Source organism: Haladaptatus halobius (assembly GCF_020618475.1).
Taxonomy (GTDB): Archaea; Halobacteriota; Halobacteria; order Halobacteriales; family Haladaptataceae; genus Haladaptatus; species Haladaptatus halobius.
Genome location: NZ_CP085335.1, coordinates 2,700,597 through 2,720,483, shown reverse-complemented (window position 1 = coordinate 2,720,483; position 19,887 = coordinate 2,700,597). Strand labels below are relative to the sequence as shown.

At 63.7% G+C, this 19,887-nt stretch carries 17 protein-coding genes; 9 read left to right on the top strand and 8 right to left on the bottom strand.

The annotated features are described in order from the left end of the window. Positions 1–80 precede the first annotated feature (80 nt). Together LIW51_RS15845 and LIW51_RS15840 are read right to left on the bottom strand one after the other, a co-directional pair. On the bottom strand, positions 81–1,055 hold the full coding sequence (locus tag LIW51_RS15845) for an ArsA family ATPase (protein WP_227375062.1): 975 nt from the start codon (positions 1,053–1,055) through the stop codon (positions 81–83). Between the two features lies 1 nt (position 1,056). After that, the gene (locus LIW51_RS15840; RefSeq protein ID WP_227375061.1) at positions 1,057–1,353 is read right to left on the bottom strand and encodes a DUF7990 family protein; all 297 of its coding nucleotides are present in this window, start codon (positions 1,351–1,353) and stop codon (positions 1,057–1,059) included. 145 nt (positions 1,354–1,498) lie between these two features. Here LIW51_RS15840 and upp point away from each other — a divergent pair, with 145 nt between their 5' ends. The 4 genes from upp (at position 1,499) to LIW51_RS15820 (ending at position 4,262) form a co-directional block, all read left to right on the top strand. Beyond that, on the top strand, positions 1,499–2,176 hold the full coding sequence (gene upp / locus LIW51_RS15835) for a uracil phosphoribosyltransferase (protein ID WP_227375060.1): 678 nt from the start codon (positions 1,499–1,501) through the stop codon (positions 2,174–2,176). Between the two features lie 188 nt (positions 2,177–2,364). After that, positions 2,365–2,646 carry a GYD domain-containing protein gene (locus tag LIW51_RS15830; protein WP_227375059.1) on the top strand — a complete coding sequence of 94 codons (282 nt, stop codon included), beginning with the start codon at positions 2,365–2,367 and terminating at the stop codon, positions 2,644–2,646. 97 nt (positions 2,647–2,743) lie between these two features. Beyond that, positions 2,744–3,145: a phosphoribosyl-AMP cyclohydrolase gene (gene hisI, locus LIW51_RS15825; RefSeq protein ID WP_227375058.1), complete on the top strand. Its 402-nt coding sequence runs from the start codon at positions 2,744–2,746 to the stop codon at positions 3,143–3,145. A gap of 1 nt (position 3,146) precedes the next feature. Further along, positions 3,147–4,262, top strand: a complete 1,116-nt coding sequence (locus LIW51_RS15820; RefSeq protein ID WP_227375057.1) for a DUF7118 family protein — start codon at positions 3,147–3,149, stop codon at positions 4,260–4,262. Here LIW51_RS15820 and glmM read toward each other — a convergent pair. Then, positions 4,259–5,623 (bottom strand): phosphoglucosamine mutase, encoded by a 1,365-nt coding sequence (gene glmM, locus LIW51_RS15815; RefSeq protein WP_227375056.1) that lies wholly within the window; start codon positions 5,621–5,623, stop codon positions 4,259–4,261. The genes LIW51_RS15820 and glmM overlap by 4 nt on opposite strands. 193 nt (positions 5,624–5,816) lie before the next feature. Here glmM and LIW51_RS15810 point away from each other — a divergent pair, with 193 nt between their 5' ends. After that, positions 5,817–6,584 carry an HVO_0234 family beta-propeller protein gene (locus LIW51_RS15810; protein ID WP_227375055.1) on the top strand — a complete coding sequence of 256 codons (768 nt, stop codon included), beginning with the start codon at positions 5,817–5,819 and terminating at the stop codon, positions 6,582–6,584. On the opposite strand, the gene LIW51_RS15805 is transcribed toward LIW51_RS15810, so the two are convergent. Further along, positions 6,581–7,066, bottom strand: coding sequence for a hypothetical protein (locus tag LIW51_RS15805; protein ID WP_227375054.1), 486 nt, complete (start codon positions 7,064–7,066; stop codon positions 6,581–6,583). The genes LIW51_RS15810 and LIW51_RS15805 overlap by 4 nt on opposite strands. A 291-nt stretch (positions 7,067–7,357) precedes the next feature. Between LIW51_RS15805 and prs the strand changes: the two genes are divergently transcribed. Then, complete coding sequence (prs, locus tag LIW51_RS15800; RefSeq protein ID WP_227375053.1) at positions 7,358–8,233, top strand: ribose-phosphate diphosphokinase; 876 nt, start codon at positions 7,358–7,360, stop codon at positions 8,231–8,233. Between the two features lie 24 nt (positions 8,234–8,257). On the opposite strand, the gene ileS is transcribed toward prs, so the two are convergent. Further along, positions 8,258–11,449 carry an isoleucine--tRNA ligase gene (gene ileS / locus LIW51_RS15795; RefSeq protein ID WP_227375052.1) on the bottom strand — a complete coding sequence of 1,064 codons (3,192 nt, stop codon included), beginning with the start codon at positions 11,447–11,449 and terminating at the stop codon, positions 8,258–8,260. A gap of 195 nt (positions 11,450–11,644) precedes the next feature. Between ileS and LIW51_RS15790 the strand changes: the two genes are divergently transcribed. After that, complete coding sequence (locus LIW51_RS15790) at positions 11,645–12,061, top strand: hypothetical protein (protein WP_227375051.1); 417 nt, start codon at positions 11,645–11,647, stop codon at positions 12,059–12,061. Positions 12,062–12,318: 257 nt separating this feature from the next. Here the strand turns inward: LIW51_RS15790 and prf1 are convergent, their stop codons facing one another. Next, the gene (gene prf1 / locus LIW51_RS15785) at positions 12,319–13,560 is read right to left on the bottom strand and encodes a peptide chain release factor aRF-1 (RefSeq protein WP_227375050.1); all 1,242 of its coding nucleotides are present in this window, start codon (positions 13,558–13,560) and stop codon (positions 12,319–12,321) included. Between the two features lie 130 nt (positions 13,561–13,690). Between prf1 and LIW51_RS15780 the strand changes: the two genes are divergently transcribed. Beyond that, entirely contained in the window at positions 13,691–14,452 is a 762-nt protein-coding gene (locus LIW51_RS15780) for a superoxide dismutase (RefSeq protein WP_368411743.1), read from the top strand. Positions 14,453–14,544: 92 nt separating this feature from the next. After that, the gene (gene minD / locus LIW51_RS15775; RefSeq protein ID WP_227375049.1) at positions 14,545–16,032 is read left to right on the top strand and encodes a cell division ATPase MinD; all 1,488 of its coding nucleotides are present in this window, start codon (positions 14,545–14,547) and stop codon (positions 16,030–16,032) included. A gap of 165 nt (positions 16,033–16,197) precedes the next feature. On the opposite strand, the gene argS is transcribed toward minD, so the two are convergent. Together argS and LIW51_RS15765 are read right to left on the bottom strand one after the other, a co-directional pair. Further along, entirely contained in the window at positions 16,198–17,949 is a 1,752-nt protein-coding gene (argS, locus tag LIW51_RS15770) for an arginine--tRNA ligase (RefSeq protein WP_227375048.1), read from the bottom strand. 52 nt (positions 17,950–18,001) lie between these two features. Next, complete coding sequence (locus LIW51_RS15765; RefSeq protein WP_227375047.1) at positions 18,002–19,834, bottom strand: twin-arginine translocase subunit TatC; 1,833 nt, start codon at positions 19,832–19,834, stop codon at positions 18,002–18,004. Positions 19,835–19,887 lie beyond the last annotated feature (53 nt).

Sequence of the window (19,887 nt, the reverse complement as noted above, 5' to 3'; positions counted from 1 at the left end):
ATAAGTGTTCCTTCTGTTCTCGACGGTATGATGGATTTGAAAACCTCTTTTATGTAGCAATGAGTCCTTGTTATTGACAACTATCTGGTGGATTTTGGCGTCCGTTCGACCGTCACGTCCAACTCGCCCGCCACGTCAGATAGCAGGGTTCCTTTCACCTCTTCGACGCGCGACTCGACGACCGCGATCACGGGTTCGTCGAACGACTCGCGGATGTGGTCGATTCGCTCGCGTTCGGTCTGACATCGTTCGCGGAGATATCGCGCACCCCGACCGTCCTCGCTCTCCTCGGGTTTCGGCGTCACCTTGTTGATGACGAGTCCGGCCACCGAGAGGCCGGACTCGGTCAGTTCCTCGATGGCTCGACCGGTCTCACGAATCGACAACTCGTCGGGATTGAGCACCAGGAAGAACGCCGCCTCGTTTCGGAGCACGTTCCCCGCGAACTCGAAGGTCTCCTTTCGCTCCCGAAGGCGGGCGATGATGGGGTCGTTCTCGGCGCGCCTGCGGGCCTCCCGCTCCCCGATCGCGGCCTTCTCGAACAGGTCGATGCTCTTCGCGCGTTTTTCCAGCAAGCGGTCTATCCACCCTTCGAGGAAGTCCGGAAGCGCGAGCAGGCGGAGCGTGCCGCCGGTTGGCGACGTGTCGAAGACGACCCGGTCGTACTCCTCGCTGTTGCGCATCACGTCCACGAATCTGTCGAACAGCGCCGCCTCGTACGCGCCGGGCGTGCGGTGGGCGAGCTCTATCTGCCGGTCGATCTCGTTCACGATGGCGGGACTCACTTGGTCGCCCATCGACCGCTTTATCTCCATCATGTGTTCCTCGACCTCCTCGTCCGGGTCGATCTCCATCGCCCAGATGTTCTCGTGGCCCTCGACCGACGCGGGTTCGTCGCCGAACTGCTGGTCGAACACGTCGGAGGTGCTGTGAGCCGGATCGGTCGAGACGACGAGCGTCTTCAGCCCCGAACGGGCGCATTTCAGCCCGTAGGCGCTGGAGATGGTCGTTTTGCCGACACCACCCTTACCGCCGAAGAAGACGAACTTTTCCATATCAGAAGTGGTACTGCTGGCCCTTGCGTTCGACGAGCGATTGGCGATCCCACATCCGGCGCTCGAACGCTTCGAACTCGTCGGCGAGGTAGGGAAGCAGTTCGACGGTGTAGTAGGAGACGGGACTCGGGATGCCGAAGGCGTCCGAGAAGCAGGCGAACAGGAACTCGTCTTCCACGTCCTCCGCTTCCTTCTCGATGAGTTCGAACGACGGATGTTCGATCATCCCGTGGTACAGCCCGTGCAGGACTTCGTGAAGCCACGCCCGGTACGCGGATATTCGCTCGTGGAGTGACATACGTTGACAACGACCCTCGTCCGGTTAAGGTGTTCGCTATCCGTATAATGCCGCGCCGGTTGCGACCCGAGGGCGGCGTGTCAATCTTCACCGTAGGTTCTCTCGTATCGTTAGCTTATAGCCCCCTCCCGCGCACGAATCGCGTATGACCATCGAAAAGCGGGGCGACGCCCACCTCATCACGCACGCCATGGCGAAAGATACCCTCTCGAAGATTCGGGACGAGCGGACGGAGCAGGTCGGGTTCCGCAAGGGGCTGGTGAAACTAGGCCGCATCTGCGGCTACGAGATAATCGACGGCGCGATGGACACCGAGTACGTCTCCATCGACACGCCGCTGACTGAGACGACCGGCGAGCGCGTCAAAGGACTGGACGACGTGGTCATCATCAACGTCCTCCGGGCCGCGACGCCGTTCGTGGAGGGCCTGTTGAAGGCGTTCCCCCGCGCGAAACAGGGTGTCATCAGCGCCGGGCGCGACGAGGAGGCCGGCATGGACGAGGCGGGCGAGTTCCCCATCACCATCGACTACGTGAAACTTCCCGAAATCACCGAGAAGGACACGGTCATCGTCGCCGACCCGATGCTCGCCACCGGGAGCACGATGTGCGCCGTCCTCGAAGAGGTGCTCAGCGAGCAGCCGAACCCGGAGAACCTCTTCGTCCTCTCCGCCGTGAGCGCCCCCGACGGCCTCCTCAACGTCCAGGAGAAGTTCCCCGAGGCCGACCTGCTGACGGTGAGCATCGACGACCACCTGAACGACGACGGCTTTATCGTACCCGGACTGGGCGACGCCGGCGACCGCGCCTTCCGGACGACGTAGGGGCCCTACTGCGATTTTCTGGGGGCGAAGGGTTCGGTATCCGGCGATACTGCGGTGAGGATACGCCATCTTCGAACGTCCCGCCGTCGGTCGCGTCGACTCGTCGGCGATGATTTCGAGGAAAGCGGCGAGTCTTTTGAGATTATGGCTAAAACGGTTTTTCGAGTCGAGTGCGTTCACAACGTAAAATGGCAAAGTACGTTGCACTCGTCGACATCCGCGGGCAGATACAGAACGCCCAGGAGTTAGCATCGGTCTGGGGCGATATCCGTCTCGAATTCGAGGCGTTCGGCGTCGACCTCGAAGGGAGTTTCGCGGTGCTCGGCGAGTACGATTACCTGCTCATCTTCGACGCGCCGGACAGGGACACCGCGTTCAAAGCGGGCATCGCGGTCGAGAGCCACGGGATGGATATGCAGACGATGGAGATCATCCCGATCGACGATTTCGCCCAACTCGTCGAAGATTGAGTCCCGTCCGCGTTCGTCGCTGCTGCGAGCGCCCGACCGAACACACCTCCATCCCGAGAGAAAAAGCCTATTCCGCCCCAACACCCACGTTCGAACCATGACCGAGTCGTCCGACGTCGCTCTCGCCTTCGACGAAAACGAACTGCTCCCCGCCATCGCGCAGGACGCCGTCACCGGCGACGTGCTCATGCTAGCCTACGTCTCGCCCGAAGCGGTCGAACAGACCCTCGAAACCGGCCTCGCACACTACTACTCCCGCAGTCGGGACGAACTCTGGCAGAAAGGCGCCACTAGCGGTCACGTCCAGCGCGTCGACGACGTTCGCGTCGATTGCGACGGCGACGCGCTCCTCTACCGCGTCGAACAGGAGGGCGGGGCCTGTCACACGGGCCACCGCTCCTGTTTCTACCGCAAACTCGATTCCCTGCACGACGAACTGACCGCCGAAACCGAGGTCGTCGGCGAGCGAACGTTCGACCCCGACGAAGTCTACGAGTGATATGACAGACCCGCTGTCGACCCTCCGAAACGCGGACGAGGCGTGTCGAGAAACCGAGGCCGCGGTCGCCGAGCATGGCGAAGAGCGAGTCGAAGCGGTCGCCGACGCCCACGAACGCGCAACGAACCTCCTCGACCGCTACGAGAGCAGAGCGACCGGCACCGGGGATTTTCAGGCGTTCGTGGAGTTCCAAGGCACGTTCGCCGACCTCGTGGAGAACCTGCCGGACGACCTCCCCGCGCGCGAGGCGTTCGAACGCGCCGAGGACGCCATCGACAAGCGCCGACTGAACGAACGCGACTTCGAGAAGGCACGCGCCTCACTCGAACCCGCCGCTACGGTCGCGGCCCTGCTGGACGAACGCCGTGCCGCCCGCGAGCGATACCGCGACGCTCGCCACTCCGTCTCCCGGAAAATCACCGAACTGGACGAGCGAATCGCTCACCTCGAACGACTTCAGGAACTCGGCGACGCGGATCTGGACGCCCCCACGGAGGAGCTTCGTGAGCCCGTCGAGACCTCTGACGAGGCGATCACCGACGCGTTCCGCGCGTTCAAACGCGAAGCCAGCGCCCGCGAGGTGGTCGCGTTTCTCGCGGCGACCGAACGGTATCCGCTGGTAGGCTTCGAGTCGCCGCCGGACGACCTCCGCGATTATCTGCGCGAGAGCGACGCCGGGTCGAAGTCTATTCCCGACCTACTGGAGTTCGCCCGTTACTCGCGGTCGAAACTCGACCACTACGTCCCCAACCCGGACGCCCTGAAACGAACCGTCGCCACGAACGAGACGTACCTCGACCGACTCGACGCCGACCCCCTCACGGTCGGCTGGCCGCCGGCGCCCGCCGACGAACTCCGGTGGTGGTGCGAGGAAGCGATTCGGGTCGCGGATCGATTCGCGCCGCCGGACGCGGTCGCACGGCTCCGCGAGGTGCAGCGACTCACCTACGAACCAACTAGATTCGAGCGTCTTCGCACCGCCGCGCAGGCGCGTGCCGAGTTGACCGACGACGAGCGCGACCGACTCGCTCGCGGGGCCGTCGAAGACGAACTCCGGCGAGCGCGCGAACGAAAGGCGGAACTCGCCGACGCGCTCTCGGACCGTCCGGAGCGTTAGACGCTGGCTTTCGCGGTTCGGAGCGCGTCTTCTATCTCCGTCACCAGTTCTTCGGCGCGGTGGCGTTCGCGGGCTTCGGCGTAGATTCGAATCATCGGCTCCGTGCCGCTCGGTCGCGCGAGCACCCAGGCGTCGCCGAAGTCCAGCCGATAGCCGTCTCGGGTGTTCAGCTCCGCCTTCGACTCGTTGGCCTTCCGCTTGGCGGCGGCGAGTAACGCGTCGTGTTCGGCGTCCGTCGTGTACGGGATGTTCGTTCGAACGTTGTGATAGCCGTCGTACGGCGCGACCACTTCGCTGGCGCGGCCGTCGGTCAGCAGTTCGAGGAACTTCGCGGCGGTGTACGCTCCGTCGCGCGTCAGCCGGTAGTTCGGGAAGAAGATGCCGCCGTTGCCCTCGCCGGCGACGGGAACCGGTATGTTCTGGTCTTGCAACTCACGGATGCGGGTGATGATGTTCGTGCTTCCGATGGGCGTCAGTTCTAGCGTCGCGCCCGTTTCGCGGGCCACGTCCACGAGACGCTGGGAAACGTTGATCGCGGAGACGACGGCGTCGCCCGGTTCGAGTTGTGCGGACGAGAGCGCGGCGAGCGTCGCGTCGCCCTCGATGTACTCGCCGTTCTCGTCGTAGAAGATGGCGCGATCCGCGTCCCCGTCGTGGGCGATTCCCACGTCCGCGTCGCTCGCTTCGACCAATCGGCCGAGATCGTCCAAGTTCTCCGGAATCGGCTCGGGATTGCGGCCGGGGAAATGGCCGTCGGGCTGGCTGTTGGCGGTGACGATCTTGCAGCCGAGTTTGCGGAAGAATTCGGGAGACGTGAGCGACCCCGCACCGTGTCCCGGGTCGAGCGCGACGGTGAGGTTTGCGTCGGCGATCCGCTCCCTGTCGACCGCCCCGAGCAATTGCGAGACGTACCAGTCGCGGGCGTCCTCGATGTAGTCGCTGTGTCCCGTCTCGCTCCAGCGAACTTCGTCGAACGCTTCTGTCAAGAACTTCTCTTCGACGCGCTCCAAACTTCCGACGGCGAGTTCGATACCGTCGTCGCCGATGAGCTTCACGCCGTTGTACTCCGGTGGGTTGTGCGAGGCGGTTATCATCAACGCTGGAACCCCCTCGCGGTCGGCGTACGCCTGCGCGCCGGGCGTCGGCAGGACGCCGAGGCGATCTAGGTCCGCCCCGACGCTCGCTAGCCCGCTAGCGGCGGCGTCCGCGAGCATGTCGCCCGTGGCTCGCGTGTCCCGAGCGAGGGCGACACGGTCGGAGCGCCAGACCGTCCCCGCCGCCTTCGCTATCTTGAGCACGAACTCGGGGGTCAGTTCGTCGTTTGCGACCCCCCGCGTTCCGCTCGACCCGAACACCTTCATGTGCGGGCGTGGGGTTTCCGTCTTCAAAGAGATTCCGAATAGCGGTGCTGTTCCGCCTCAGTTGGTCGCCTTGCGGCCGCTTTGACCGGTGACTTCCGGACGAGGATGGTGACCGACCCGCCGCCGGCGACCGCGTCGTCGCTGCGAACCGAGAACCCGAACGCTTTCCCCGGTTCGCGTCCTTCATTCGCGCATGAGCAGCATCGACGAAAAGCGGGTTTACGGCGACCGGGAGGGGACGACCACCGTCTTCGTCGCCACCGAAATCGGCGTCGCCTGCGCCAAGGTCTCCGCGGACATCGTCGGCGAGTTCTCCATCGCACATCGCTGCGTCGCTCGGGACATCGCCGGGACGGACGGAAACTTCGCTGTCGCCACCGACGAGGACGTACTCGACCGCGAGTTCTCGCCGCTGGATTTCGGTTCCGCGGTCGCCGTCGGATTCGACGGCGACGACCTGCTCGCGGCGGGGCCGGACGGACGGCTCGCGCGCTACGACGACCGGTGGCGCGAACTGGCGTCGCTGGACGACGTGCGGGCTATCGACAGGGATCTGGTGGCGACCGCGGACGGCGTCTACCGACTCTCGGGCGAGGGTGTCCGGCACGTCGGACTGGACGACGCCAGAGACGTCGCCACCGCCGGGGTTCCGATCGCGGCGACCGGCGACGGGCTCTACCGGCTCGGCAACGGCTGGATGGACGCCGCGGAGGGGGACTTCCGTGTCGTGAGTGCGACGGACGAGAGCGCGTATGCCGCGACCGGCGACGCGTTTTTCGTCCGCGACGGGGACGAGTGGCGGGAAGTTTCGCTTCCGGTCGCCGACCCCGTCGTCGATGTCGCGTTCGGCGACGGCGTGTACGCCGCGACCGAGTCGGGAGCGTTTCTGGCTTCGGTCGGCGACGGCTGGCGAAGCCGCCACCTCGGGCTAACCGGCGTGTCGGCGCTCGCGGTTCGCTAGTCCACGTCGAGTTCGTACAGTCCGCGGTGCGCCTTTCGAACGAGTCCGAGGCGCACGAGGTCGCGGAGGCGGTCTTTCACCCATTCCTGTGTCACGTCGAGTTCTTGTGCGAGGTACACGGGGGACGCCCGCCCCTCAACGAGAAGATTCAACACGCCCCGCTCGACTGGCGAGAACTCGTCGTCCTCGAACGGTACGTCCACGAGCAGCGTCTCCGTCTGTCGGTACTTCGGGTCGTTCCCTCTCTCGTCGATTTGGAGTTCGTAGAGACCCCGGTACGATTTTCCGACGAGGCCGTACTCGCGTAGTCTATCCAACGTGATTCTGGCCGTTTCCGCTCCTATCGCTAGTTCGCCGGCGACGTATGCGGGGGTACACCGACCTTCGGCGAGCAGGTTCAAGATACCTGTCTCGGCCGGCGTGAGGTCGGTTTCGTCTACCACCGGCGGCACGTCGATATCGAGCCGAGTTACCGAGACCATCGACTGTCATTACTACTCTATAACATAAATATAATGCTATTAGGATTACGTATAGAAATATATTCGATAATCGCGTCGTACGTTTACCGGGTCTGCCACCATACTTTAGTTTTGTCGTACCTATCCTACATACAACAATGAAGGATAACAAAAGTACGACGGACGAGCCGAACGAAGGGGAATCGGCGTCGGAGCATCACGACCCGTGGAACGTCGGAATCGTATTCGGCCCATAACGACGCGAATCGACGAGTGAAAACGGGTTTAACCCGTGCTGTCCAGTTTTTCCGTATGATACTCAGTGGGTCTGCCTCGCAGTCTGTGGCAACCACGCTCGCCGACGAGTTGGACGAACCGCTCGCGCCCGTGGAGTACCGGACGTTTCCGGACGGGGAGCTGCTGGCGAGTGCGCCGGGATTCGAGAACGACCGCGCCGTCGTCGTCGCTTCGACCGTCTCCAGCGACGCACACCTCGAACTCCTCCAGTTGCAGGATGCGGCCCGCCAGTGGGGTGCCGAGGAGGTGACGACGGTGCTCCCGTACATGGGCTACGCCCGACAGGACAAGCCGCTCGCGCCCGGCAAGGCGAAAGAGGGTTCCGCGCCGGGGTATCCCATCTCCGCCCGCGCGGTCGCTCGCGCCATCAGCACGGGCACCGACCGCGTGCTCACGGTCAATCCCCACGAGGACACCGTCTGCGACTTCTTCGACGTGCCCGCCGAACCGGTGGACGCAGCGAGTCGGCTCGCCGACCCGCTTCCGGACGACCTGACCGACCCCGTTTTTCTCTCGCCGGACGATGGCGCGCTCGACATCGCCGAGACGGTGTGCGACGCCTACGGTCGCGGCGTGACCGATTATTTCGAGAAGAAGCGCCTCTCGGGCACGGAGGTCGAGATGACGCCCAGCGACACCGACGTAACCGGCCGCGACGTGGTCGTCACCGACGACATCATCGCCACCGGCTCGACCATGAGCGAGGCCGTTTCCCTCCTCCGGAAACGCGACGTCGGCCGCGTGGTCGTCACCTGCGTCCACCCGATGCTCGCGCAAAACGCCTGGACGAAACTCGCGCGAGCCGGCGTCGAGGCGGTGTACGGCACCGACACCATCGAGCGAGCGGTGAGTCAGGTGTCGGTCGCGCCGGCCATCGCGGACGCGCTGTAACGCGCAACCGACCAAAAAACCGTACTACGCCTGCGCTTCCGCCAGCGGGGCGATCGCAACCGTCATCTCGACGCCTTCCACGTCCCAGTCTTTGCGATAGCCGTCTTCGACCTGGCCCACGCTCTCGGCGCGAACCTCCTCTTTCACGAGTTCCACGTGGCGCTCGACGAGTTCTGCCACGCGGTCGTCGTGCACGTCGAGTTCGAGGCGGATGCCCTCCTCGATGTCGAGATCCAAGTCCTTGCGCATCTCCTGTACGCGGCGGATGACCTCGCGGGCGTAGCCCTCGCTCTCGATGTCCTCCGTGAGCGCCGTATCGACGTAGACGACGCCGAGTTCGTCGCCGTTCACGTCGAACGTTGCGCCCGTCACTTCGTCCGGCGTCCGCGTGACGAACTCGACCATCTCGTCGTCCAACTCGACTTCCTCGCCGAGGGCGTCTTCGACCGCACCTTCGAGCGCGGCGAGGGTGGGTTCCGTCACTCGGGCTTCGTTGAGCGCGTTCATCACCCGTCCGGCGTCGTCGCCGAAGGTCGGGCCGAGCACGCTCATGTCCGCCTCGGCGCTGTAGGCAAGTTCGCCCCACTGATCGTCCGGGGCGACGAGTTCGACCTCACGGGCGTTCAGGCGGTCTGCTAGCAGGTCGTCGTGGTTCTCGACGGCGCGAACGACGACCGCGTCGTTCGCGTCCACGACGATTCGTGAGACGGGCCAGCGAAGCTTTCGTTCCGCCTGCTGGCGGGCGTTCGCGCCCGACTCCTCGACGGCGCGAAGCACCGACACGTCGGATTCGAGTCCCTCGTCGCGCCAGAACTCGTCCGCCTCCGGCCAGTCGAGCATGTGGACGCTGTCAGCGCCATTGTCGCCCGTGAGGTTCTGGTATATCTCCTCGCTGACAAACGGGGCGAAGGGAGCGAGTAGCGCGACCGACCGTCGCAGGACGTGGTAGAACGTCGCATAGGCGGCCTGTTTGCTCACGCTATCCTCTTCTTCCCACATGCGCTCGCGGACGACTTGGATGTAAAACCGCGAAACGTCTTCGACGACGAAGTCGATGAGCGCGCGAAGCGCCCGGTCTTGGCGGTACGCCTCCCAGTGGTCGGTCATCTCGGCCGTCACGGTCTGGAGGCGCGAGAGTAACCACTCGTCGACCAGTTCGAGGTTGGCGTCTTTCACGTCGACCGCGTCCGGGTCGAACTCGTCGAGACGCATGTACGGTAGGGGGAACCGGAACACGTTCCAGAGGATGTTCAGGCTCCGTTGCATGTTCTGCATCTCGTCCCACGAGAAGCGCATATCCTCGCCCTGCGGGTTCTGCGAGAGGAGGAACAGACGCATCGGGTCCGCGCCGTGGCGCTCGATGGCCTCCTCCGGCGAGACGATGTTCCCGATGGATTTGGACATCTTGCGCCCGTCTTCGGCGAGCGCCCAGCCGTGCATCAGCACTTCGTCGTAGGGAACCTCGCCGAGCGCGGCGGTGCCCATGCCGAGTTGCGACCAGAACCAGCCGCGGGTCTGGTCGTGCGCCTCCATGATGAGGTCGGCGGGCCACAGTTCCTCGAAGTCCTCTTCCTCGCTCGGGTAGTCGAGGGTGCCCCACGAGGCGACCGAGGAGTCCAGCCACACGTCGAACACGTCGGGAACGCGGGTGTAGGTCGTCCCGTCTTTCGTGATGGTCAACTCGTCTACCGTCGGGCGGTGGAGGTCGACCTCTTCGGGGTTCACGTCTTGGTCGACCGTCTCCGCGAGTTCATCGCGGGTGCCGACGACCACCACGTCGGCCATGTCGCCGTCCCACTCCTCTGGCGACCAGATGGGGATAGGAACGCCCCAGTAGCGTTGGCGCGAGACATTCCAGTCCGGCGAGTTCTCCACGAAGTTGTAGAACCGCTCGTCACGGGCTTCTTGCGGATGCCACTCGCTATCCTCGATGTTGTCGAGGAGTTCGTCTTTGATGTCGGTGACCGTGATGAACCACTGGTCGGTGACGATCTGGAGGATACCCGTGTCACAGCGCCAGCAGTGGCCGTAGCTGTGGGTCACAGTGTCCGACGAGAGCAGGTGGCCGTTCGCGTCGAGGTCGGCCGTGATGTCCTCGTCGGCGTCCTTGACGAACTCCCCGGCGTACTCGCCCGCCTCCTCGCGGTAGACGCCGTCGCCGGCGACGGGACAGAAGATGTCGAGTCCCAGCTCCGTCCCGCGCTCGAAGTCCTCCTCACCGTGGCCGGGCGCGGAGTGGACGAGTCCCGTCCGGTCGGCTTCGACGTAGTCGGCGGTGTACACCTGTAGCGCACCCTCGCCCGACGGGTGCTCGGGAACTTCTTCGGCCAGCGGATGCTCGTACTCCCAGCCGACCATCTCTTCGCCGGTGACCTCGTCGACGACTTCGTAATCCTCGTAGCGACCCTCCTTCAGGACTTCCTCGACGGTCGGCTCGGCGACGTAGAGGATTTCGCTTTCGCCGTCCTTCTCGGCTTCGACGCCGACGTAGGTCATCTCGCCGTCCACCGCGACGAAGGTGTTCGCCGGGATGGTCCACGGGGTGGTCGTCCAGACGACGAGGTTCCCGTCGCGCCCCTTCAGCGGGAACTTCACGTAGATGGAGGGGTCTTCCACGTCCTCGTACTCCACCTCATTGTTGGCGATGGCGGTCTCGCACCGCGGGCACTGGCTGATGGAGCGCATCCCTTGCTCCACGAGGCCGCGTTCGTGAGCGCGCTGGAACCCCCACCACGCCGCTTCCATGTACTCGGGATTCACCGTCTTGTAGGGGTTATCCCAGTCCATCCAGACGCCGAAGGACTGGAAGTCCTCGTCCATCGCGTCGAGTTGGTCTTCAGCGAACTCCTTGCACTCCTGGATGAAGTTCTCCATTCCGAACTCCTCGATGTCCTTTTTGTTCTCGAAACCCATCTGCTCCTCGACCTTCGTCTCGATGGGGAGCCCGTGCATGTCGTAGCCGGGGCGGTCGGTCACGTCGTAGCCGGACATCCGAAGATACCGGATGTAGGTGTCCTTCAGCGACTTGTTCCACGTCGTTCCCATGTGCGCCGCCCCTGAGGTGTACGGGGGGCCGTCGACAAAGAAGAACCGCTCCGCGCCCTCCCTGTTCGCCTTGGTCTTCTCGTAGGCGTTCACCTCGTTCCAGTACTCGAACACCCGGTCTTCGACCGAATGTGGATCGTACTGGTCGGCTACTTCCTCGAATCTGCTCATGTGCGATGTGTGTATCCTCGTAGATAAAGTGAGTTCGGTTATGCAGTCGACCTGTACTTCGGGTCAGGGTCGTTTTCCTTCTCGCGTTCCCTCCACGACTGCTTCCGACGCCCGTGGGAATCTCCTCGATTGTCGGCCGGTCCTTTCTATTTCAGCGAGTGAACTTATAGACAAGCCTCGCTGAACCATGCACAGATGGAACACCGAGCCGTCTCGTTCGACGCGGAGGCGTTCTCCGAAACGGTCGACGCCGACACGCTACCGGACGCGATAGAACTCTCCGCCGTTCCGAACGCGGTCGAGAGCGGCGAACCTCGGAAGGCGTTCGACCTCACGAAACTGATGGAGGCCGTCGACTTCCGTGAGTTCTGGAGTTCGGAGAAGATGCAGGAACTCTGGAATGAGAGCAAGGAGTTGTCTGACGCGGTCGGCGCGCTGAGCGGCGAGGACGCCGCCGACGAGGAAGACTCGGACCTCGTCGAATCCACCACGGAGAAGACCGAGATGGCGTCGGAGGTAACCGAGGGGAAACTCCAGTCCGAACTGGGGACAACGTCAAGGAGTTCCGCGAGAAAATCGACGTCGCCCGCGACCGGCTTCGAGAGCAGATAGAGCAGAGCGAGTTAGGTTCCGGCGGTGAGGGGGAGTCCGCCACGCAGAGTATCACCGCCGTCTCGACGATACCGGAAAATCGCCCGGACATGGAAGTGGGTGTGGGGTATTCAACGATGCAAAGCGAACGCCCGGATATGGACGTCACGGTGCACTACTCGACGATGCCAAAGGGGAGAGGAGAGCGGTCGGCGGACGAATAATCGAACGCGTATCAGGGCGGACATTGAGCGGGTATCAGCAGAGAGAGAACCGGCTTACACGCCGGTCGAGTATCGAAGGATGCCGGCGACGCCGCCGAAGGCGTTCATCAGCTGTTCGCCTTTCTCGAAGTCGGTGCTGATGAACTTCGTCTCCGTGCCGCGTTGTTCGGCAATTGTCATCAGGTACTCGATGGCGTCCTCGCGCTCTTTCATCTCGGCTTCCGACCCGCCCTCGCAGCTGTGCTCGGGCGTGTTCTTCCGGCGATCGATGAACTCGTACTCCTCCTTGTCGCCACAGTCGTAGACGACCACGTCGCGGCGGAGGTCTTCGGAGAGGAGCAGGCGGTCGACAGCGCCCATCACGAGATTCCTACGGGTCGGCTCGAACCCGTAGGTTGCGAGGTCGCCCTCGTGGAGTTCGCGGAAGAACTCCTCCATCTCCTGCTTGTCCTTTATCACCTCGGCGTCGGCCAGTGCGTCCGAGGCGGCGTCAACGAGGTCGTAGAGCCCGGATTCGTCGGTGTACGCGATGTCGAACTTGCCGAGTACCTTGTCGTCTATCTCGTGGTGGAGGTAGCCGCCGTCCATGAACTCGTCTTTGGTCGGCGAGGGGCCGCCGATGAGCACGCCGTCCAGTTCGTGGCGCTTCGGGACGAACAGGTCGTCCGCCATCTCTGCGACCTCCTGATAGAAGTTGTCGATGGCTTCGAGGCGGAGGCGGTGGAAACGCTGGGCGGACTGGCCACCTTTGCGCTGTTTGCCCGGCACGAGCGACGAGGCGGACTTGACGGGTTCGACGCGCTTGCCCTTCAGCCAGCCGACGTTGGCCTCGCGCCGGTCGAGCACGATGAGACCGTACAGCCCCTTGTCGCCCAGCATCTCCTCCAGCGGCTCCGTGAGGAACGCCGAATCGCAGTGGTAGCGGAACGACTGGATCGGCTCCGGCGGGTTTTCGAGCACCTTGGTAACCATGTCGGTCTGGCCGCCGCCGGTGTCGATAGCCCCGCTGAAGATGACGATCCCGTTGTCCGGCGGGAACGTGTCGTAGTATCGCAGGCGGTCTTTGATGGACGTAAGCGCGTCCTGCACGTTGGTTCGCGTCTGCTTCGACTTGATGTTGCTCGCTTCGCTGTGCTCCTGCGTGATATGGGCAACCACGTCGCTGATCTGCTTGTCCGGCGGGATGTAGATGGTGACGAGTTGCGTTCCGGAGCCCTCGTACTCCCGTAGGTCTTCGATGACCTTCTGGAACTCGTACCGCTTCCTGTCGGACGGTTCACCCTCCTGCTGGCTCATTACACGTATCTAGCCGCCCCAACCGGTAAGTAACCTTTGACCTCCCATCGTTTCCGCTGACGGACGTATTTCCGAATCGGCCAATTATACTTTACCACCCGAGTATATATTCCCGGTTGTGGTATAAGGCATGAACGACGAAAATAACCCGACGCTACCGCTTGCCGCTTCCCGCCGGTCGTTTCTCCAAGCGACCGGTCTCTCCGCCGGATTGGTCGCTGTCAGCACGCCAACCGCCATCGCAAGCACGAACGACGAAGCGAACAAACCAACAATGACGTACGAACTCCCTCCGCTCCCGTACGAGTACGACGCACTGGAACCGAGCATCGACGCGAGAATCATGAAACTGCACCACGATAAACACCATCAGGGGTACGTCGACGGTGCGAACGCCGCGCTCGAAAAACTATCCGAGATGCGACAGTCGGGAAACTTCAGCGACGTGAAAGCGGTCAAGCGCGACCTCTCATTCAACCTCTCGGGCCACGTCAACCACTCCGTGTTTTGGCAGAACATGTCGCCGAACGGCGGCGGCGAACCGTCCGGCGAATTCGCCGACGCTATCGACCAGCACTTCGGCTCGTTCGACGGTTTCAAGCAGGACTTCTCCGCGGCGGCGAAGAGCGTCGAAGGCTCCGGTTGGGGAATGTTGGTCTACGACCACGTCGCGGACAAGCCGATTGTCATCCAGGCCGAGAATCACAACGACATCGCGGTTCAAGGTTCGACGTCCCTCCTCGTGCTGGACGTGTGGGAGCACGCCTACTACCTCCAGTACGAAAACGAGCGCGGAAAGTACGTCGACAACTTCTGGAACGTCGTGGATTGGAACGACGTGGCGAACCGATACGAGGCGGCTCGGAACGCGAACGTGTTCGGCGAGTGCTGAGCGAGGGCGCTCCTCCGGTCGCTTCACGATCGAACTTCTTCGTCACGGACTAACTTTATATACGCGTCCTTGTTCGGTTTGATGTAATAAACATGACTGGGATAGTGTTCGCGGTTGCAAGCGGCAAGGGAGGTGTGGGGAAGACGACGACCGCAATCAACCTCGGGGCGATGCTCGCGGCGGCGGATTACGAGGTCGTCGTCGTGGACACGGACCTCGGGATGGCGAACGTCGAGGGGTACCTCGATTTCGAACTCACCGGCCCGACGCTCCACGAGGTGCTCGCAGGCGAGGCAGGCGTCGCGGACGCTATCTACGACGCGCCAGGCGGTATCGACGTTCTCCCGAGCAGCACCGACATCCACGCGTTCGCCCAATCGCAGACGGCGAACCTCCAGCAGGTCGTCGCCGATCTCCGCGAATCCTACGAGTACGTCCTGCTCGATACGGGTGCGGGCATCAGCTACGACACCATCCTCCCTCTTTCGCTCGCGGACGACGTACTGCTCGTCACCACCCCGGATATCGCCGCGGTGCGCGACACCTCCAAGACGGGTGAACTCGTGGCCTGCGTTGAAGCGACCGTCCGCGGTGCGGTGCTCACCCAACGAAGTAACGACATCCTGAACGCGGACGACGTGGAAGGGACGCTCGACACCGACGTGCTCACCGTCGTCCCCGACGACGAGGCGGTTCCGATGGGAATCGACGCAGGCCGACCGCTGGCCGCGTTCACCCCGAACAGCCCCGCCGCGAAGGCGTACCGCGAACTCGCAGACATCCTCACGGGCGCGACGGACACCCCCAAACTGTCCGGCGAACCTCGCCCCGCCGACTTCCGCGCACCGACGCTCGCCGACGCCGAGGCCAAACTTCCGGAAGACAACTCGACGGCCGCCCCGTCGAAGTCGTCTTTCGATGCAGATCCGGTTCACGACCTCATCGACGAGCGAATCGTCGACTCCGCCGACCGGCAGGCGACCGCCGAGTCGACCGCGGAAGAAATCCCCGACTCGTCCAATGACGAGCCCTCCGACACTCCGTCCGCCGAATCCGGCGAGGCGAAATCCGACGAAGTGAATCCCGGCGGGGCGAAACCCGACGAGGACGACTCGGACGAGTTCGACACCGTCCTCACGGAACACGCCGCAGAGTTCGACGGATCGATGGGGGAGGACGGTCCGACGAGGCAGGTCATCACGACGGCGTCGGACGAACTGACGAACGGATCCGACTCGATAGCGGCGGCCGAATCGGCTGAGGATGTCGACTCGATGGAGGACGTCGATTCGGCCGCCGTGGACGACCCGACGGGCGACCCCGACGAGACGGACGAGGCCGACCCGATAACGGAGGCCGAACCGGCGGGTGCGGGCGACGACGACTGGGAAGATAGCCCGCCGGAGGAGTCCCCGGACTTACCCGACGAGATAGTCGACGCCGAATCGGACGACGTCAAGGCCGTCCCGTTTCAGGACGACCCCGTCCCGGCAGAACTGAACGCCGCTTCCGACGAGGACGAAGACGAGGAAGGCGAGAAAGACGGTTTGTTCGGTCGAATCGGTTCCTTATTCCAGTAATCCAGAAATAACGAAGTGTCCGGGGGTGTTCTAGCGGGACGGAATGGCGGATCAGGGTTCGGTTCCGTTCTGGTGGATCGTTCTGTTCGTGCTGGTCGCGCTCGGTCTCGGCGCGGGTGCGATACTGTTCGTCGGAGGCGACCTGTTCGCGTCACCGGGGTTCGTTCACATCGACTCGGGTGCTTCGACGCCGATGACGCCTAACGCGTTGGCGACGGTGTGTTTCGCGGCGGCGACCAGCGCGAGGCGGGCGTCACGCAGGTCGTCGGCCTCCGCCGTGAGGACGGGGCATTCACGGTAGAACGCGTTGAACACCTCCGCGAACTGACGGGTATAGGTGGCGACGGCGTGCGGTTCGAGATCGTCCGCGGCTTCTTCGATTACGCGGGGGAACCGGGCGATGACCTCGATGAGTTCGCGTTCTTCCTCGGTGTCGAGGAGTGAAGGGTCGATTTCGGTGGGAACGTCTCCACCCGCTTCCGCGATGATGCCACAACAGCGCGCGTGGACGTACTGGACGTAGGGCGCGCTCTGGGCCTCGAAATCGAGCGCGCGATCCCACTCGAAGGTGATGGTCTTCGTGGGCTGTTTCGAGATGATGTCGTAGCGCACTGCGCCGATACCCACTTGGCGGGCGATGCGGTCGACGTCCGCCTCCGAGAGGTCGTCGTCGCGGATGCGGTCGTCCATGCGTGTTTCGACCTCCCTGCGAGCGCGCTTTTCGGCCTCGTCCAGCAGGTCGTCCATGTCGATGCCCGTCCCGTGACGGGTGCTCATCCCGCCTTCGGGGAGATTGACCCACGAGTAGTGGAACGTCGTCAGCTGCTCGGTTTCGTTACCGAGAATTTCTAACGCCTGCGCGAGCTGTTCGCCCTGTAGCTTGTGGTCTTCGCCGATGACGGTGACGGCGCGGTCGTAGTTCTCGAACTTCCACTCGTGGTGCGCCAGGTCGCGGGTCGTGTAGAGGCTGGTGCCGTCCGAGCGCAGGAAGACCAGTTTCTTCTCGAAGCCAAACTCCGAGAGGTCGAGTTGCCACGCGTCGTCCTCGTACACCGCGTACTCCGTTTCCTTCAGGCGCGAGACCACGTCGTCGGTGCTCCCGTCGCGCATGAACCGCGTCTCCTTGACGAACTCGTCGAATTCAGCGGGAAGGCGGTCTAACGTGACGCGCATTCCGGAGAGGACGGTATCGACCACGTCGCCGACGCGCTCGTAGGTCGCTTCGTCGCCGTCCTCCAACCCTTGCAGAATGGCCTGAATCTCGGTTTCGGCTTTCTCTACGTCCTCCGGGTCGGCGTCTTCGAGGTAGGCGTTGCCCTTGCGGTAGTAGCGCACGAGGTCGTAATCGGCGCGCTCGCGCTCCGGTTCCGGCAGGTCGTCCTCGTCGAACGTCTCATAGGCCCACGTGAACACGGCCATCTGGCGACCCGCGTCGTTGACGTAGTAGTGGCGGTCGACGTCGTGACCCGCGAAATCCAGGATTCGAGCGATTGCGTCGCCCGTGATGGGGTTGCGGGCGCGCCCGACGTGAATCGGACCGGTCGGATTCGCGCTGGTGTGTTCGACCACGACGCTCGTCCCGGTCGGTTCGAGGCGACCGTACTCCTCGTCCTGCGCCGTTTCGACGGTTTCGTTGTAGTACGCACCGCTCGGCAGGAAGTTGACGTAGGGGCCCCGTGCGGTCACGGCGGCGACGTGGTCGTACCCCTCGGCGTCGATCTCTTCTGCGATGTCGCTCGCGACTTTCGGCGGGGGTGCGCCCACCTCCCCGGCGAGTCGGAACGCCGCGCTGGAGGCGAGTACGGCGTCCACGCCCTCCGGGGGCGTCTCGATTCCGAGGTCGTCGGTCGGGAGGTCGAGAGATTCGAGCGCCCCGCGAAGGGCGTCCTCGACTTCCTCCCTGAAGGTCAGGAACATACCAGTTCGTTCCGAGTCAGCCGGTAAATGGGTTTCTGAACGTCACGACGCCTCAGCTGGTTGCCCGAACCAATCGCTCGCCGAGCGAATCGATCCAGAGCACGCCGAGACCGACGCCGTACGCCAGCATCACCGCACCTCCGACGCCGAGCATGACCAGTACGGTTCCCGGCAGGAGCGACGCTCCGACCAGAACGCCGACGGTGACCTCTCGCCAGCGCGTCCGCATCGTCCGGTAGGTGGCGACCCCGCCGTGGTGGAACAACAGCATCGTGAGCGGAATCTCGACCAGCAGCCCCACCCCCACCGTCGTCGCGAAGACGAGCCAGAAGAACGCCGCGGTGCGGTACGCGATGACCATATCCGCGGCGAGCGCGTCGGCGACGAGGTAGGAGACGACCGCCGGCGCGATGTACCGATAGCCGACGACGCTTCCGCCGAGGAGTCCGGCGGCCAGCACGCCCGCCCAGACGAGGAACACGCCGCGGTCGGCACGAGCTAGCCCCCTCGATTCGACGGCCGGCCACACGTAGTACAGCACCAACGGGAGCACCGCGACGACCCCCACGACGAGACTGACCTTCATCTCGAAGGCGAGCGCCTCGACGGGGTGCAAGAGGACGATATTCACGTCGCCGGGCTGGAAACCCGCCGGAAGATGCGCGAGGAAGTCGCGTTTGATAGCGCCGATGCCGCCCCCGTAGAGGAACATGAACACCGACCCGACGACGAGCATGAACGCGCCGACGATGCGGAACGACTTGCTCCTGAGACTCCCGACGACGAACCGGAGGTCGTAGTAGTATCCGCCGATGTCGTCCTCGATCGTTTCCTCCTCGGCGAACGCCGCCGCCATCCTACTCGCGGTTCGCTGGACCGTATCGGAGGGCGACGGCGGAGACGGTGGTGCGGACGATACCGACGACGCCGGCATCTCCGACACTCCCTCACGTTCGTCGAATCGGTCGAGAATCGCTTCCGCCTTCTCAGAATCGCCGGCGTCGAGCGCGACATCGGCGAGTTCGAGCGCCTCGTGTTCCGTAAGGACGGCGAACGCTTCAGGCGGCGCGACGCGAATCCCTGCCGCGTCGAGCGTCGCGAGGTCGATTCCGTCAGAACCGGGTCGCCCGTACTGCGCTCGCGCGCGACCGCTCCATTCTACGGCCCTCGCGCATCCGATTCCGACGAAGTAGAGAGCCGTCATCGGAATCGCCACGAGCGACATCGAAAAGGGGTCTGGCGATCCGTTCACGATCGAACTGACGACGACGATGGCGAAGACGGCGTGTCGCCAGTAGCTCCGGAACAGGTCGGCGGAGACGACGTCGGCGTACACCAGTCCGCCCATCACGAGCGGGAGTTCGGCGGTCAGCCCTAGCACGAGCGTCAACAGGAAGACGAACTGTGTCCACTCGACGATGGAGTAGGTCGGCTGGAACCCCGCCGCTATCGCGTTGCTCACGAGGAAGTCGAACAGGAGCGGGAGGAAGACGACGTAAGCGTAGGCGACCCCGCCGACGAACAGGCCGACCGCCAGTACAGCGACGAGCACCTGCGTCCGTCGTCCGCCCGGAAACGAGACGCCACGTGTTCGTAGTCGCCCCCGAAAACGATAGAGAATCCATCCTACCGCCGATAACAAGCCAGCGATGACACCGATCTTCGCCTGCAAGAGCACCACGTCGAACGGCGTCACCGCGACGACGACCGCCGTCGTTTTCAGGAGTCGCCGCGCGAGCGCGGGCCACACCCAGAGGCGGAGGGCGTAGAACGTCGCCAGAAATCCCGCGACGAAGACGACGAACGCCAGTTGCAGTTCGGATCGCACGCTCCGCAGCGCAGTACCCAGCACTCCTTCGAACCCGAAGCTCTCGTTTCCCCCCATTTGAACCCCCGCGTAATCGCGGTAGCTAGTTCGCCGCGCTCGGCTATCAACTT

Excerpts from the sequence above, each read along its gene's own strand:
- LIW51_RS15845 (WP_227375062.1), bottom strand. The coding sequence starts at position 1,055 with ATGGAAAAGTTCGTCTTCTTCGGCGGTAAGGGTGGTGTCGGCAAAACG.
- LIW51_RS15840 (WP_227375061.1), bottom strand. The coding sequence starts at position 1,353 with ATGTCACTCCACGAGCGAATATCCGCGTACCGGGCGTGGCTTCACGAA.
- upp (WP_227375060.1), top strand. The coding sequence starts at position 1,499 with ATGACCATCGAAAAGCGGGGCGACGCCCACCTCATCACGCACGCCATG.
- LIW51_RS15830 (WP_227375059.1), top strand. The coding sequence starts at position 2,365 with ATGGCAAAGTACGTTGCACTCGTCGACATCCGCGGGCAGATACAGAAC.
- hisI (WP_227375058.1), top strand. The coding sequence starts at position 2,744 with ATGACCGAGTCGTCCGACGTCGCTCTCGCCTTCGACGAAAACGAACTG.
- LIW51_RS15820 (WP_227375057.1), top strand. The coding sequence starts at position 3,147 with ATGACAGACCCGCTGTCGACCCTCCGAAACGCGGACGAGGCGTGTCGA.
- glmM (WP_227375056.1), bottom strand. The coding sequence starts at position 5,623 with ATGAAGGTGTTCGGGTCGAGCGGAACGCGGGGGGTCGCAAACGACGAA.
- LIW51_RS15810 (WP_227375055.1), top strand. The coding sequence starts at position 5,817 with ATGAGCAGCATCGACGAAAAGCGGGTTTACGGCGACCGGGAGGGGACG.
- LIW51_RS15805 (WP_227375054.1), bottom strand. The coding sequence starts at position 7,066 with ATGGTCTCGGTAACTCGGCTCGATATCGACGTGCCGCCGGTGGTAGAC.
- prs (WP_227375053.1), top strand. The coding sequence starts at position 7,358 with ATGATACTCAGTGGGTCTGCCTCGCAGTCTGTGGCAACCACGCTCGCC.
- ileS (WP_227375052.1), bottom strand. The coding sequence starts at position 11,449 with ATGAGCAGATTCGAGGAAGTAGCCGACCAGTACGATCCACATTCGGTC.
- LIW51_RS15790 (WP_227375051.1), top strand. The coding sequence starts at position 11,645 with ATGGAACACCGAGCCGTCTCGTTCGACGCGGAGGCGTTCTCCGAAACG.
- prf1 (WP_227375050.1), bottom strand. The coding sequence starts at position 13,560 with ATGAGCCAGCAGGAGGGTGAACCGTCCGACAGGAAGCGGTACGAGTTC.
- LIW51_RS15780 (WP_368411743.1), top strand. The coding sequence starts at position 13,691 with ATGAACGACGAAAATAACCCGACGCTACCGCTTGCCGCTTCCCGCCGG.
- minD (WP_227375049.1), top strand. The coding sequence starts at position 14,545 with ATGACTGGGATAGTGTTCGCGGTTGCAAGCGGCAAGGGAGGTGTGGGG.
- argS (WP_227375048.1), bottom strand. The coding sequence starts at position 17,949 with ATGTTCCTGACCTTCAGGGAGGAAGTCGAGGACGCCCTTCGCGGGGCG.
- LIW51_RS15765 (WP_227375047.1), bottom strand. The coding sequence starts at position 19,834 with ATGGGGGGAAACGAGAGCTTCGGGTTCGAAGGAGTGCTGGGTACTGCG.